This window comes from Streptomyces sp. NBC_00414, assembly GCF_036038375.1.
GTDB lineage: Bacteria > Actinomycetota > Actinomycetes > Streptomycetales > Streptomycetaceae > Streptomyces.
The window spans coordinates 1741658-1756126 of the sequence record NZ_CP107935.1; the positions used below are offsets into that span (position 1 = coordinate 1741658).

Annotated in this window: 15 protein-coding genes and 1 pseudogene; 11 read left to right on the forward strand and 5 right to left on the reverse strand. The window is 67.3% G+C overall.

What is annotated here, in order from left to right:
- Positions 1–98 precede the first annotated feature (98 nt).
- The gene (locus OHS59_RS07630; RefSeq protein WP_328499001.1) at positions 99–1013 is read right to left on the reverse strand and encodes a transposase family protein; all 915 of its coding nucleotides are present in this window, start codon (positions 1011–1013) and stop codon (positions 99–101) included.
- 1909 nt (positions 1014–2922) lie between these two features.
- Between OHS59_RS07630 and OHS59_RS07635 the strand changes: the two genes are divergently transcribed.
- From OHS59_RS07635 to OHS59_RS07650, 5 genes and pseudogenes are all read left to right on the forward strand, one after another.
- A complete protein-coding gene (locus OHS59_RS07635; protein ID WP_328492624.1) occupies positions 2923–3648 on the forward strand; it encodes a hypothetical protein in 726 nt (241 codons plus the stop codon).
- A gap of 147 nt (positions 3649–3795) precedes the next feature.
- Positions 3796–4045, forward strand: a pseudogene (locus OHS59_RS44495) (IS701 family transposase); the annotation flags it as partial.
- A gap of 54 nt (positions 4046–4099) precedes the next feature.
- Positions 4100–4408: a transposase gene (locus tag OHS59_RS07640; RefSeq protein WP_328492625.1), complete on the forward strand. Its 309-nt coding sequence runs from the start codon at positions 4100–4102 to the stop codon at positions 4406–4408.
- A complete protein-coding gene (locus OHS59_RS07645; RefSeq protein WP_328492626.1) occupies positions 4405–5043 on the forward strand; it encodes an IS3 family transposase in 639 nt (212 codons plus the stop codon). Before OHS59_RS07640 ends, OHS59_RS07645 begins: the two co-directional genes overlap by 4 nt.
- A gap of 57 nt (positions 5044–5100) precedes the next feature.
- A complete protein-coding gene (locus tag OHS59_RS07650) occupies positions 5101–5322 on the forward strand; it encodes an IS3 family transposase (RefSeq protein WP_328492627.1) in 222 nt (73 codons plus the stop codon).
- Between the two features lie 28 nt (positions 5323–5350).
- Here the strand turns inward: OHS59_RS07650 and OHS59_RS07655 are convergent, their stop codons facing one another.
- Entirely contained in the window at positions 5351–5959 is a 609-nt protein-coding gene (locus tag OHS59_RS07655) for a GAF domain-containing protein (protein ID WP_328492628.1), read from the reverse strand.
- 360 nt (positions 5960–6319) lie between these two features.
- Here OHS59_RS07655 and OHS59_RS07660 point away from each other — a divergent pair, with 360 nt between their 5' ends.
- The 4 genes from OHS59_RS07660 (at position 6320) to OHS59_RS07675 (ending at position 9406) form a co-directional block, all read left to right on the forward strand.
- Positions 6320–6649 (forward strand): anti-sigma factor antagonist, encoded by a 330-nt coding sequence (locus tag OHS59_RS07660; RefSeq protein WP_328492629.1) that lies wholly within the window; start codon positions 6320–6322, stop codon positions 6647–6649.
- 392 nt (positions 6650–7041) lie between these two features.
- Positions 7042–7776 carry an ANTAR domain-containing protein gene (locus tag OHS59_RS07665; RefSeq protein ID WP_328492630.1) on the forward strand — a complete coding sequence of 245 codons (735 nt, stop codon included), beginning with the start codon at positions 7042–7044 and terminating at the stop codon, positions 7774–7776.
- A 3-nt stretch (positions 7777–7779) separates the two neighbouring features.
- Positions 7780–8526 carry a GAF and ANTAR domain-containing protein gene (locus OHS59_RS07670; protein WP_328492631.1) on the forward strand — a complete coding sequence of 249 codons (747 nt, stop codon included), beginning with the start codon at positions 7780–7782 and terminating at the stop codon, positions 8524–8526.
- 154 nt (positions 8527–8680) lie between these two features.
- Positions 8681–9406: a GAF domain-containing protein gene (locus OHS59_RS07675; protein ID WP_328492632.1), complete on the forward strand. Its 726-nt coding sequence runs from the start codon at positions 8681–8683 to the stop codon at positions 9404–9406.
- A gap of 66 nt (positions 9407–9472) precedes the next feature.
- Here the strand turns inward: OHS59_RS07675 and OHS59_RS07680 are convergent, their stop codons facing one another.
- Positions 9473–9859, reverse strand: coding sequence for an STAS domain-containing protein (locus tag OHS59_RS07680; RefSeq protein WP_328492633.1), 387 nt, complete (start codon positions 9857–9859; stop codon positions 9473–9475).
- 158 nt (positions 9860–10017) lie between these two features.
- Between OHS59_RS07680 and OHS59_RS07685 the strand changes: the two genes are divergently transcribed.
- Positions 10018–10506, forward strand: a complete 489-nt coding sequence (locus tag OHS59_RS07685; RefSeq protein WP_443061395.1) for an ATP-binding protein — start codon at positions 10018–10020, stop codon at positions 10504–10506.
- A gap of 290 nt (positions 10507–10796) precedes the next feature.
- Here the strand turns inward: OHS59_RS07685 and OHS59_RS07690 are convergent, their stop codons facing one another.
- Positions 10797–10955 (reverse strand): hypothetical protein, encoded by a 159-nt coding sequence (locus tag OHS59_RS07690; RefSeq protein ID WP_328492634.1) that lies wholly within the window; start codon positions 10953–10955, stop codon positions 10797–10799.
- 65 nt (positions 10956–11020) lie between these two features.
- Positions 11021–12103 carry an IS110 family transposase gene (locus tag OHS59_RS07695; protein WP_328492635.1) on the reverse strand — a complete coding sequence of 361 codons (1083 nt, stop codon included), beginning with the start codon at positions 12101–12103 and terminating at the stop codon, positions 11021–11023.
- A 506-nt stretch (positions 12104–12609) separates the two neighbouring features.
- Between OHS59_RS07695 and OHS59_RS07700 the strand changes: the two genes are divergently transcribed.
- Positions 12610–13812, forward strand: coding sequence for an IS110 family transposase (locus tag OHS59_RS07700; protein ID WP_328492636.1), 1203 nt, complete (start codon positions 12610–12612; stop codon positions 13810–13812).
- Positions 13813–14469: the final 657 nt, after the last annotated feature.

Consider the following 14469-nt stretch of genomic DNA (forward strand, 5'->3'; position numbering starts at 1 on the left):
TTGACACGCCACAAGTCTAGTCACCCAAATGAGATGGCGTCTTACGAGTTGGTGCGTGATAGCGGGCGAGGCGTGTTTGGCCTGCTCATGGCTTATTTTCAGATGGTGCTGGTGCGGTCGGAGACGAGGCCGGCGATGGCGCGGTAGGTGTCGGGCAGGCGGTCACGGCGGTGGGTCCAGCGCGTCAGTTGCTTCCAGCGTTTGTGATCAGCCAGGGCGTGTTCGACGGTGATGCGATCGGATGAGTGCCAGTGACGGTCCCGTTCCCACTGCTCAACCCTGCTGGGCGGTGCTCCGGGACGCGGTTTTCTGGGCGGGGTGATGGCTTGTCCGCGGTGGTCGCGGCTCAGGCCGAGGTAGCCGTCGTCCAAGAGAACCTCGACGTCGGGAAAGTGCTGGAAGCAGTCGGCGATGCCTTCGTTGCGGGCGGCCGTGGCGTCGTGCATCCGTCCAGGTCGCAGGGCATCGGTCCATAACGTGCGACCCTGCCAGTCCGCGATGACGGTGGCTTTCATGGTGTTCTGTTTCTTCTTGCCCGACACGAATGCACGCCGGCCGCTGCGGCCGGCTGGTGGCCGGCGAACCTGGATCTCGGTGGCGTCCAGCCGCAGCTCGATTCCCTCGGCCTGGGCGTAGGCGAAAACATCTGTCAGTGTCCGCAGCCGCAGACCGGGACGGTCGGGGACCGCACACCCCCGCGCGGCCAGGAGAGGTCGTATCTCTGTGATCGCGCGGGTGATGGTGGAGCGGTCGACGCCGAACAGTAGGCCGAGCACGGCGTGCGGCAGGTCGTGGCGTAGATGAATCAGCGTGGCCACCAGTCGGTCGACGAACACCAGCTGATGGCGGGCGCCAGCGCCCTCGGCCCGCTTCCTGGCCCCGCCCCGCGCAACATGACGGCGACCGTCAAGACCAGCCTGCCACGGCGCCGCCAACTCCTCGATCAGACAGGCCAGATGATCCTGCGAGATCCCCGTGAACAGCTGATGCGCCAGCACCGCCCGATTGACCATGATCGCCACAGTCGGATCATGCCACCAGCCAGGCACGACACCTCACCCGCTATCACGCACCAACTCGTTAGGATGCGGCGGCCGCGCGCCCGGCCCGGCGCTGGTCCCCCGAGCAGCGCCGGCGGGCACTCCCTTTGAGTGGCCGGAGTTGTGGGCGGTCCGGCGCTTCGATGCTCCAAGGGACGTACCGGGCCTGTACCGCATTCGCGGGAGGAATGCGGGGCCCGGTGTCTGTCTGCCACAGGCTCGCTCTGCTGCGGGCGGAAGGGCCTCTGTCTGTCAACGCCCGGCTGGCGCGGAGAGGCTGCCCTTCGAACATAGGGTAACTGGCCGATTACCGCAGCGGCCTCGGCGTACCCGGTAGGAAGAAGTGACGTATCGGCATATGCCGATGCACTGGGATGGGGAGGGTGGTTTCCGTTCGGTCGGGCCTGCTTCCAGTCTCCAATACGGCTGACGTCGCGTTCTCGCCTGTGCTGCAGGATGTGGCTGCCGGGTGGTGGCTGACGGCTGAAAGCCGGGCCGGAGCCGCACTGCTGACCGTGCGACTCCAACCCTTCCGCTCTCCTGGCGTGTCCGGCGGGGCAGCTCCCGCGCCCCGCATCGCCAGGAGGGCACCGCGAGGACCGATCGGGGGGTCTCGGTCTTCGCGCCTCCGGTCGTCGCCGTGTCAGCGCGGTGGCGGCCGGACAGCATAAATCTATTACCACGGCCGCGACTTGGTAGGCAATGCACCCTGTTGTGCCGCTGAATACGAGGGACAGGGGAGGAAAAATCCGATGGCGCGGGGGTGCGGACCATGCGCTCCGCTGGCCCACAGCACGCGACTTACTGCCGACTGCCCTGTCCGCTCCGGTGCGGTGCATACCTGGTCGAGGGGAGATCAGCGGGTGAGGCATCCGGCCGGGGACGCCCCGGCCGGATGCCGCTTCGCTCGGCCCGTGACCGCCATATCGGCAAGGGGGCCACGCGAAGGGGTGCGCCGTCCGGGGTCTGGGGACGTCGAGACCGCCGCCCACAGCAGGGGCGACTAGGTGCACAGCCACTCCGGCCGGCCCACGGTCTGTTGCGCTCCGAAAATTATGGCCATCCGCAATCCGTGCTGCAACACCGCAAAACGTAGTGCACAACAGCCACCCACCGCCCACATCGGGTACGCCATCAGCTACACCATGGGGTACGACATCCGTACCCCCACCAGTTTCCGCAGGCCTCCCGTATCGGCGCTGGTCCAACCGCATGGTCGGGGATTCCACTTGAGCCGACATCCCCTCAGAACACCTCCACACCCCACACGGCCCGAGAAACCGACATGGATCTTCTTGCGCGCGTGTCTTGACGCTGATCTGATCAACGGGCGGGCGGATCGTGGCCATTCGCGCAGTCCACCCTTAAAGCAGGTGACTTGTATGGCGTTTCCCTGGCGCTGCCTGGTCTACGCCGACGGCTCGTTCTACCGCACGAGCAATATCGGCGGCAGCCTCGACGACTACAGTGATGCCGACCTCGCCCACATGACGCCTTCCGCTACCCGGACGAAGCCGAGGAGAGGAAGCCGGCCCCGCGGCCGTGCTCCCGCTGCGGAAGGGACCTCCTGCTGGACTGGCATGGCCGGTGGGGGGGGCGGGGTGCGGACCGAACTCTGCGAGGCCTGCGACGCCGGCCGTCCCGCCGCCCGCGCGGCCCGCCCCGGACCGTCTTTCCTACGCCCCGCGGTGCTTGCCGAACAGGGCCTGACGCAGGGGCATATCGATCATCTGGCCGAAGTGATCAATGCCCAGCCTCGAGGCCATCAGCCGCCAAAAGACGCGGGCCTTCCCCCTTGGGGGAAGGCCCGCCCAATCGCAGGGATCCTACGGGGAGTCGGTCGTCCGGCTGGTTGTCAGTGGGCCCTGCCAGGATGTGCCGCATGTTGAGTCGTGAGGAATTCATGGAAGCCGCGCGCGCGAGCGGGGTCTCGCAGGGTGCCGTCGACGAGATTCTGCGGTGCCTGCGGCCATGCGTGGTGATCAACAGGGACAAGGTGGGTGAGCAGGTCGGCAGGTGGGAGCGCGAGGAAGAGATGGTGGTCTTTGTTGACTGTGCTGCTCTTCCTGACCGGCACCTGGACCTGGGGCTCGGACTTCCCGGTTCGGGTTCTTTGGTGCTGGACCCCGGAGCGTCACCGCGGTGGCTCCCGGGTTCCTACGCCGCCGAGTTGACGGAATCGGAGGACGGCGGGGAGCTGCACGCCTATGCGGCGTGGACGCTCGCGGAGTGGTACACGTACATCGAGGACAGTGAGCATCCCGCGACGATGCATCCCGCCCTTGAGCAAGCGATGGCGGAGTACCGGCGGTGTCACGGTCCCATGGAGCTGTTGGATACAGGCTATTTTGCTCCCGACAGGTCCCTGCAGCTAGGAGGTGCGATGCTCGTCTTCGCATCTGCGGGCCCGTTGGAGCTCGAAATGATCGATCTCGACGACGACTGGGACTGGAAATTCACTGACGAGATAGTGCGGAAGGCATCTTTCTGGAGGCTCTTCGCCCATCTCCACCATGACAGCGGCTTCGAGTACTTGTGGATGGTCCACCGTGAGGACACCGCTGTGGAGCGCTACGACGAGATCGTCTGGATGGAACATCTCGAATGACACCACGGCCGGTCCGTGGAGGGCCGCCGGTCGCCGGCATGCCGGGACTGCCGTGACCAAAGCGTCTAGCGGTGGTCTGTTGGCGGCGGGTCCGTGTGGGAGTAGGCCGTGAGGCGAAGGCGTCAACTACGTTCTGGGGAGCCGGAGATGACGAAGCGGCTGCCGTGTCCGCCCGCTCCGGGTCCGATGGAGGCGTACGCCGACCGATTCAATGATCTCTTCGGGACGTTGGCTCAGCGTCGGGGGTTTCGTGAGTATCTGGCCGGTCTGTTGCTGCCGCGGGACCGTAACGCGACGCTGACCTGCCTGGCGGGCACGGAGCCGGTGGTGGGTGCCCAGCATGCGGCCGTGCAGCGCTTGCAGCTTTTTCCTGTCCGAGTCGACCTGGGACGGCGAGATGCGAAAGATGCTGACAGCGGGTCAGATGGGACTCATGAGAGGACCCGTGACCATGGCTGCACCCCGGAAATACCCGCTCGAGTTTGGTGAGCGTGCGGTACGGATGTATCGCACCACCGAGCCGAAGCCCCAGATTAAGAAGCTGGCCGTCGATCTCGGTGTGCGCCCCGAGGCCCTGCGCAGCTGGATCCGCCAGGCCGAGGCCGATGCCGGCGAGCGCGACGACCGTCTCACCAGCGACGAGCGCGCCGAGCTGGTGGCCTTGCGCAAGGAGAACACCCAGCTCAAGCGGGCCAACGATGTCCTGCGGACGGCCTCGGCGTTTTTCGCGGCGCAACTCGACCCGACCCGGCCCAGGTGACGGCGCTCGTCGACGAGCATCCCCGCCTGGGAGTCGAGTGCGTACTTCGGGAGCTCCATATCCCCTCCTCCACCTACTACCGCTGGCGTCGCGCAGAGAAGGAGCCCTGCGAACGGCGGCGTCGCGACGTCGAGCTGACCGAGCGGATCAAGGCGATCCACGCCGACTCCGCTGGCATCTACGGCTCTCCGCGCGTGCACGCCGTGCTGAAACGCGAGGGCACCCCGGTGGGCCGCAAACGGGTCGAGCGCCTGACGCATGAGGCCGACCTCGCGGGTGTGAGCCCGCGACGGAAGGGCTTCACGCGCCGCGATCCGAAGGCCACCCCGGCCCCAGACCTGGTCAACAGAGACTTCACCGCACCGGCGCCGAACCGGTTGTGGGTCACCGACCTGACGATGATCTCCACCGGTGAGGGGCCGCTGTGGCTCTCCGCGATCCGCGACGCGTTCTCCCGCCGGGTGGTCGCGTGGGAGACCTCCGCCCGCGCGGACGCCGACCTGGTCCTGACTACGTTGGGGACGCGCTCGCGTCCCGCGAGGTCGAGCCGGGCAAGCTCATTCATCATGCGGATCACGGGTGGCCCAGTACACGTCCATCAAGCTCACAACGCGATTGATGCGTGCGGGAGTTGAAGCCTCCATGGGGTCCGTCGGAGATTCATACGATAACGCCCTCGCGGAGACCTCTGGATGTTCATCAAACCTGAGGGCCTCCGTGACCGTGCCTTCAACACGAGGGCCGAGGTGAACCTCGCGCTCTTCGAGTACATCGACGGCTTCTATAACAGCCGACGCATCCAGGAACGGCTCGGCTGGCTCAGCCCGATCGAGTTCGAGGAGAAGCACTACATCAAGCAGGCGACGACTGAACCGACGAACCTGGACATCCATCAACCCACTCTGACCAGCTGATCAGCACCTCCCGTACAGCGGGGGAACCTCACTTCAGCGACGGGGACATTGCCGGTTTCCACGGCGGCATCGACCGCCTGGTGCACGACAGGCGGATAGCCCACCAGGCCTGTTTCCGGGGCTGCTGTTCCCAGCCGATCAGCATCGGGTGGGCGTCCAGGCTCAGAAGGGCCAGGATGCGGGCGTAGGCCTCGATCCTGGCCCGGTGCGCTGCGCTGAGGGAGACGGCGCTGGTGTGGTAGATGTCCACGGCGCCGACCGGGACGTGGTTGCCGACCAGGAGCGGGGCGGCCACCACGCGTCGGATGCCGACTTCACCGGCCGTCCGTAAAAAGACGGGCAACCGTTCATCGGCGGACTGGACGTCCGCTTCTACACTCCGGTGGTGCCGGTAAGCCTCGGTGCACGGGCCTTCCCCCGCCACCAGCTGCGCGTCCTCCAGCTGATGGCTGCGCTCATCAGCGGCGTGGGCCACCGTCCTGATCCGGCCGGAGGTGATCAGGCTGATTCCAAGGCCGTCCGCGCCCACGTCTTCGATGCACGCCCTCACGGCGGACGGCAGCGCCACCGGCCGGCTGGCGCCGCTCGCGGTCTCGACGACGCGTTTCAACGCCGGGGTGTCGTGCCGCACGTTCATGACACAGCCCCAATGCCTGAAGCGTGGTCAGGCCGTCCGTGCGCTCATCAGTGCAAACAAGCGTAGACCCCCGCAGCGGCCGCAGATAGGAGGCCTTACCTCCGCTCGTGTCAATCGCACACCAACAACTTCCCTCGTACGGGTGGTTCGTTCGGAGGGTGGACGTTTCTGCGTCTTCTGTAGTTCCTAAGGTGGTGGCACGTTGCCCCGGCCCTCGGTGACGGTCCGACGCCTGTGCGCTTCCGCTTGTACGGGAGTTTCACGTCAGGAACCGCATTGGAGATCCAGGACGCAAACGCAGCCTCGGGGCCGCCCGGGCTTCATCGCGTACCCGTAGTCCTGCCCGCCTCGTGCCGACACGTGCGCAGCGACCGGCACGGCGACGTCACCGTGATCGAGGCGTACGGAACCCTCGACGTGAGCACGGTCCCCGACGTGCAGGCGCATATCGACGCCCCCACCGCCGCGCCCGGCGCCCGGGCGGTCGTGGACCTGCGGCCGGTGGCATTCCTCGATTGTTCGACTCTCGGCTTGCTGTGCCGGGCACGGCGCAGGACTCTGGAACGCGGCGGCCATCTGGCACTGGTGTGTGTGGGGCCCTGGCATCTGCGGATTCTCCATGCCGCCGGCCGCGGCGTGCTCTTCACGCCCCTGGCCACCGTGGAGGAGGCCCTGCTGGACGGACGGTGAACCCCAACAGCTTTCCAGGGAGGGGAATTGCCGGGTGCCGGTGATGCTTGCCCGTTCATAGTCCAGGCGTCAGTGGGGGGCCGATGGCACCGGCCATCAGGGCCCGTTTGTGATCCTCGGTTTGGGTGATTCTGGGGTATCGCCCGGTACCGCAGGAGGCCGGATAAGCAGAGGATGGAACGTGTGGGCTGTGGGGAGGGAGGCTCGTCGCGGGGCGTGCCGGGTGGCCGTTACAGCCCGTTGGACGAATGAACCGGATCTGCCTCGGTCGGAGGGCGGTGCTCCGGCGTTATTCCTGTTCGGGGAGTTCGTCTGAGGGTACTGGAATAGGGTAATTCGGATGGCTGCTCGCCTGGGGCGGCGCTTCTGTGCTGGGGTGGGGAAGCGGTGGTGTGGTGGATGTGAGCGTGGCCCTGGCCCGCATTCTGCGTGATCTTCCGGATGGGAACCGGTCCGGTCTTTTGGGTGGTGACCCGGCGCGGTGTGCGGATGTGCTGGGCGTGGACGGGATCGCGGTGTCGCTGGCAACCGATGGGGCTGCCATGGAGCTGGTGTGGTCGACCCCGGACCGCAGTGCCGCGCTGGACGAGGTGCAGTGCACGGTGGGTGAAGGGCCGGTATTCGATGCCTACCGTCACCGCACTCTGGTCGCCATTCCGGATCTGCAGCGTGCCGATACCCGCCGGTGGCCGGCCTTCCTGCCGGAAGCCCAACGGCTCGGCGTGCAGGCGCTGTTCTGTTTTCCCCTGCACCTGGGGGCTGTCTGTCTGGGCGTGTTCACCGCGCAGCGTGCCGTCCCCGGCCCGCTGGATCCTGACCAGATGAACGATGCGCTCATCGTGGCGGCTGCCGTCACCGCGGCAGTGATCCGCCACGGCGGGCAGCGGGCCTCCTTCGCCCGGGCGGAGCCGCACACCGCGCTGCATCGTGCCGCCGTGCACCAGGCCACCGGCATGATCAGCGTGCAGGCCGGTGTCCCGCTGCCCGTGGCCATGGCCATCCTGCGCGCGCACGCCTACCGCACCGAACGACCACTGCTCGCAACAGCCGAGGACGTGGTCGCCCGGCGGCTGCATTTCCGGGACAATCGTGACGGGACGTCCGCCCCGTCCGGGAACAGGGACTGATTGATGATGACGCATCAGCAACGTGTACTGGATGTCCTGGTGGAGGCGGTGGACACGCTCACCGATGACTTCGATCTCATCGAGTTCCTTCACCGCCTGTCCACCCGGTGTGTGGAGCTCCTCGATGTCGACGCGGCCGGGGTGATGGTCGTCGATCAGCACGGCGAATTCCAGCTGGTCGCCGCTTCCGACGAAAAAACCCGCCTGCTGGAGCTGTTCGCTCTCCAGCACGACCAGGGCCCGTGCGTCCGCTGCTACCAAAGTGGCCAGGCGCAGCTGAACATCAGCCTCACCCCCTCCGCCGCGACCCTCGGTTTCGACCCCTTCGCGGCCCGCGCCCGGGCGGCCGGTTTCACGGTGACCCACGCGCTGCCGATGAAACTGCGCCACCAGGTCATCGGAGCCGTCAACCTCTTCGGCTCCCGCCTGCGCCGCCTGAGCGACACGGATATCCAGGTCGGCCAGGCCGTCGCCGACGTCGCCACCATCGCCATCCTCCAGCAGCGCAGCATTGAACACAGTCACCTCGAAAAGGCACAGTTGCAGGCTGCTCTGACCAGCCGTGTCGTCATCGAGCAGGCCAAGGGCATTCTGGCCGAACGGCACAACCTCAGCATGGACGACACCTTCGACACCATGCGCGCCTACGCCCGCCCCCGTCACCTGCTCCTGACCGACCTCGCCCGGCAGATCATCGACGACACCTTCGACGGCGACATCACCCCCAACGGCAGCCCCGACAGGCCGTAAGCGCCCGCGCGTAATGCCGGCACAGCAGTATCCCCCCGAAACCGTGAGCGGGTGCGGGGCCCTCTGCCCGTTGCCCCTCGGGGGTCTACGCTGTTTTCACTGGTGAAGTGCGGGTGGCCTGGCCGCGCTCAGGGCAGGCAATTGGGGCTGTGTCATGGATGTGCGGCAGGACACTGCGGCGTGGAAGCATGTCGTTGAGGTGGCGGGGGCTGCCGGCCGGCCGGTGGCGTTGCCGTCCGCCGTGGCGGCGTGCGTGGAGGATATGGGTGCGGACGGTCTGGGCGTCAGCCTGATCGCCTCAGGTCAGATCAGGACCGTGGCCCATGCCGCTGACGAGCGCAGCTACCGGCTGGAGGACGCACAGCTGGTGGCGGGGGAAGGCCCGTGCACCGCAGCCTATCTGCAGCGCCGGATCGTCGAAGCGGACGTCCAGCCTGCCGGCGGGCCATGGCCCGTGTTCATGCGGACGGCCGCTGAACTCGGCATCCACACGGTGGTGGCCGTGCCGCTGCTGGTCGGTGACGGTGTCCCGGTCGGCGCCATGGACATCTACCACACCACCCCCTTCCCACTCGGTACGGCGGACCGGGCCAGGCTCACGGCGTACGGCCGGATCCTGGCCCTGCTGGCCCTGGACGCCCACCCCACGCTGATCGGCTGGGAACAGGCAGCCCCGGAAACGGGCCCGGCGGGCTATCCGCCCGTCGTGCACCAGGCAGCCGGCGCCGCCGCAGAAGCCGGCAACGTCCCCGTCGCTGAAGCTCTGGCCCGCATGCGCGCCCACGCCTTCAGCCACCAGCAACTCCTCGATGACGTCGCCCGCAGCATCCTCGCGGGGCGGCTCCGCCTGGAGGAAGACCGCGACACGCCCCCCGGCTAACCGTGACTTTGCGGCTCAAGCCTGTCGGACAGACCCTCTGGGTGGAACAGACGGGCCGGGGTGTGGTCAGGCGGTGAGGGCGTGTTCGAGGGTGGGGTGGCAGTCGATGAGGGTGTCGAGGCCGACCAGGTGCAGGACATGTTCGACGGGGGGCGAGGGGGCGGCGATGCGCAGCCATCCTCCGGCGGTGGTCACCGCGTGGTAGGCGGTGACGAAGGCGTTGATGCCGGTGGAGTCCATGAAGGTGACGCCGCTGAGGTCGGCGATGATGCGCGGCGGCTGGGTGCCGGGTTCGATGTGCAGGGCCGTGCTGAGCTGGGGGCAGACGTCGTCGTCGATCTCGCCTCGGACGGTGAGGACGCGGACGCCGTTCCGGGTGTGGTCTTTGATGGAGAGCCCGTTGCTGTGGCTGGCGTCGTGGATGGTGGTCACCGTCTCTCTAAACTGTTGCACTGGCTTAGCGTGCCGGGGGCTGTACGGCGATTGTGCCCGGGCTCGCGGCTGAACATTCGAATGGGTGATGGGCACCCGCTGGCGGGGTGGGCAGGCCGCACGCGGGTACTCGCGGATGTCCACCCAAAGTTTATGAGGGTATGAGGGGACGAAGAAAGTTGGAGTTTCAGTTTCAGGGCGACAGCGGCGACGACAGCGGTGGCCGTGCGCCGCCCGGATCCCGTCTTATACGGGCTGGTTATGTCCTGGACGGGGAGGACGGCTCCATTGCCCGGGCCCGCCACCATGCTCTGGCCTTCCTTGAGCGGGCGGTCACCGATCATCGTCTGGTGGTGCCGGCGCGCGCGAGGGATCTTACCCAGCTTGTTGTGAGCGAGCTGGTCACCAACGCCCTCAAGTACGCGCCGGGGCCGGTGCTGATGAAGCTGGGTATCACGGTGGAGCGGGTGGAGGTGAGCGTGTGGGACAGTGCGCCGGTGGTGCCGGTGGCCCGCACGGCTGATCCGGACCGGATCGGCCAGCACGGCCTGGAAATTGTCAAGGCCGTGAGCGAGGACCTGGCGGTGCGGCAGGAGCCGGTCGGCAAACGCGTCACCGCCCGCATCACCCTGCCCGACCCCCTCGTCCACGCCGGGGCAGGCGGCTGAACCGAAGGCACCGGCGCCGGGGATGGCTCGGCACCCCGCGTATTTTCGTGGTGCTGGCGTGTGGAAGCCATCGCCTGATGGCGGGGTTTTGCCGGATCGGGCCCGGGGTCGGGCCCGGGTGGCTACGGTGCCGTCCATGCCAGTAGAACTGACTGCAGATCAGGTCATGCGTGTGATGGCCGCGTTGGAGGCGGCTTGGGCGGGTGACGACTGCCCACCGCGAAGGCCATCGAGATCGCCGCGTTCGTGCCCGCCGCCTCGATCGACCCCCTGCAGGTGGGCGACGGCTACTACCTCCAGGCCGACGGCTCCGTCGCCGTGAAACCGTACAAGCTCCGTTCGCGGCCGGACCACGCGTATTTGGCGATGGCGATCTTGGCACTGCGTTCCAGGGCCATCCGCAGCAGCTCGGCACGCTGTGCGTACGCGACTACGCGATCGTCCTGCATGCCATGCGCTGGCCCGACGAAATCGCTCCCCCCCCCCCCCCCCCCCCCGAGGCTGCTATATCGCGTCAAGCAGTTAAGGGAAGATCTTCAAGGTGTCCGGGCGTCCTCCGGTTCGGGTGTTCGAGCAGCTTGAAGATCTGGCGGCAGATGGTCCGCTTGAGACACCGTTGCGCGTCCCGGGAGGTCTTGCCCTCGGCCGCGCGGCGAGCGACATAGGTCTTGGTCGCCGGGTCCAGCCGCATCCTGATCAGCGTGATCGTATGCAGTGCTCGATTCAGCTGCCGGTCACCGCTGCGGTTGATCCGATGTCGGTTGGTCAGTCCGGAGGACGCCGGAATCGGAGCGACGCCGGCGAAGGCCGCGAACGCGGCTTCGGAGCGGAAGCGCCCGGGATGTGACCAGCTGACCAGGACCTGAGCGGCCGTGATGGGCCCGACTCCCAGAAGAGCAAGCAGCTCGGGGGCCAATTGCTGCACGACTCCGAGGATCTCGTCCTCAAGTTCCTTGGCCTCAGTTTGGAGAGCTTTGATGCGCTGGGCAGTCGAGCGCAGAGCCCGTACCGTCATACGGCGCTCGATGCACTGCGCCGGGCGATCCCGGAGTTGAGCACAACGGCTGATCTGGGCAGGGCGCTTGAGTTTGCGCAGTTCAGCACGGAGGTCATCCGGCGCGGACACAATCAGGTTCTTGAGCTGGTTGATCGCGGCGGTGGAAGCAAGGACTGCCCCCTGGCGGGTCACCAACAGCACGCGTAAAGCTTCGCGTTCACCTCGGACGCGGGGCTGGATGAGGTGTTCGGCGGCGAGCGCGTCCTTCGCCCCGCGGATGGCATCGATCATGTCGGTCTTGCGTCCGCCGCGGTCGGGTGTCCGCTTGGGGCGCAGGACCTCGACGACCTCTTCACCGGCCTGATCCAGGAATGCGGCCAGGCCGGCGCCGAAACTACCCACTCCTTCCAGTGCCCAGCAGCGGCGGCCGGGGACGTGCCTACGTGCGAAGTCGAGCAGGCGGCGGTATCCGCGGGCGTTGGCAGGCGAATCCGTGGTGGCCAGGACAGCCCCGATGGGGCTGACGGCTGCCGCAGCGAGGGTGTCTCGGTGAGTGTCGACGCCGATGACGCCGTCGACTCGCTCTGCAAGCATGGTCATGCGGTTGTTCTCCTTGCGGCTGGACGACCGTGGTCGGCGTCGGCCTGGGTGGAGTCACCGCGTGGCATAACTGTGATGAGTCACGTCGAAATGGCGGACAAGCTGCTGATCAAGCCAACAGGGTGGGCCAGGCCGACGCCGACGTCCGGCAGACATCTCGGGGGCACGGCAAGCTCTGACGAGCCGCCAATTACCGTTTCGGGTCATGCCGGAACGCCGACGCCGAGCCTGACAGCAGCCCAACCCGGGCCGCAGTCGAACTATCACAGTTACCGTTTTCATGGCTCCGCAATGGAGCCTCCGGCCTTCGGGTCCGGCATGACTTCCCCCTCCTGTTGTTGATGATCCGGGGGGTGGTGTCACCGGGCCCGGAGGCATCGACGGACCGCTGATGAGGGGCTTGAGCACCGGCTTCACCCGAGCCGGAAGAGCTCTCCGTAACGTGGATGTGGCAGCTCGATGCCGAGGCGAGGCCGGACGAAAAGCGTGACCGGAGGGGCCTGCACGTGATCGAGACCGGCGACATCGACGTCTTCCTCGGCCTGGACGTCGGCAAGGGCGAACACCACGCCACCGCCGTCACACCGGCCGGCAAGAAGGCCTTCGACAAACGCCTGCCCAACACCGAACCCAAGCTCCGCGAGCTCTTCGCCAAACTGCAGGCCAAGCACGGAACGGTGCTGGTCGTGGTCGACCAGCCGGCCTCGATCGGGGCCCTGCCGCTGGCGGTCGCGCGGGACATGGGCTGCCCGGTGGGCTATCTGCCCGGCCTGACGATGCGGCGGATCGCCGACCTCTACCCGGGCGAGGCGAAGACGGACGCGAAGGACGCGTTCATCATCGCGGACGCGGCCCGCGCGATGCCGCACACGCTGCGGGCGATTGACGGCGAGGACGAGACGATCGCCGAGCTGGAGATGATCGTCGGGTTCGACGACGACCTGGCCGGAGAGGCCACCAGGGTCGCGAACCGCCTCCACAGCCTGTTGACCCAGATCCACCCGTCGCTGGAGCGGGTGCTGGGTCCGCGGTTGCAGCATCCGGCGGTGCTGGCCCTGCTGGAGCGGTTCGGTTCACCGGCCCAGATCCGCAAGGCCGGACGGCGCCGCCTGGTCACGCTGTTACGGCCGAAGGCCCCAAGGATGGCCGAGCGGCTGGTCGAGGACATCTTCACCGCCCTGGACGAGCAGACCGTCACCGTTCCGGGCACCGAGGCCGCCGCACTGATCGTCCCGAGCCTTGCAGGATCCCTGACCGCAGTCCTTGACCAGCGCAAACTCCTGGCCGGGCGGATCGAGGAACTCCTGGAGGCCCACCCTCTTTCGAAGGTCCTGATGTCGATGCCGGGAGTCGGTGTCAGGACCGGGGCCAGGATTCTGATCGAGGTCGGAGACGGCAGCACCTTCCCGACCGCCGGCCACCTCGCCGCCTATGCCGGACTCGCCCCGGCAACCCGCAGCTCGGGTTCATCGATCCGTGGCGAACAGCCCTCCCGACGGGGAAACAAGCAGCTCAAACGGGCCTTCTTCCTCTCCGCGTTCGCCGCCCTGGCCGACCCCGCGTCCCGGATCTACTACGACAGGAAGATCGCCCAGGGCAAGCACCACACCCAGGCCCTGCTCTGCCTCGCCCGACGCCGGGCCGACGTCCTCTTCGCCATGCTCCGCGACGGCACCTTCTACGAACCCCGGCCAGCCGCAGCCGGCTGATCCTCAGCGGCCTCGCCGCACACCGGGCAGTCCCGCTCGTCGACCGAGTCCATCACGACCGGATGACCACAGAAGTCGCACGGCCGCATGCCCTCGCCCGCCGGCTCTCGGACAGGCACGTCATCACTCATGACAGCCACACTGCCACCTTGACCAAAGACCTAGGGGCACCCCCCCCAGGAACTGGTGCCCGAAGCCGTGGACGTCTCCGACGACGAGATCGAGGGCGCACGGGCCCTCATCGACCACATGACCCGCGACACCCTGCAAGGCCCCAAACGGTGTCCGTCGACTCGTTTAGGTCGTCCACTCGGTGGCGGACCTTCCGATGCAGAAGACAGATGCACTACTCCGGCCGGGTGTTGCTTGATCCGGCTGAAGAATTGCTCGACAGCGGAGGGGCCGGTGGGCGGCGGAGGGTAGCCATGAGCACGGCGACGGCCCCAAGCAGCGCGCCCAGGCCCGCGCCTACGGCACCGAGCGTTCTGACGATCTCCCACGCTGTACCTCCGCCGGGCGACAGCCCGGGTCGCACACCCACGGACGGGAGCCGTCCGTCCGCGCAGCCGCGAGAGCGGACAGGCCCAGCAGCAACAGGGTGATGCCGGACCAAAACACTTTTCGGGCGGCTGCCTCGTACCGTCGCGAGCGAGTGTC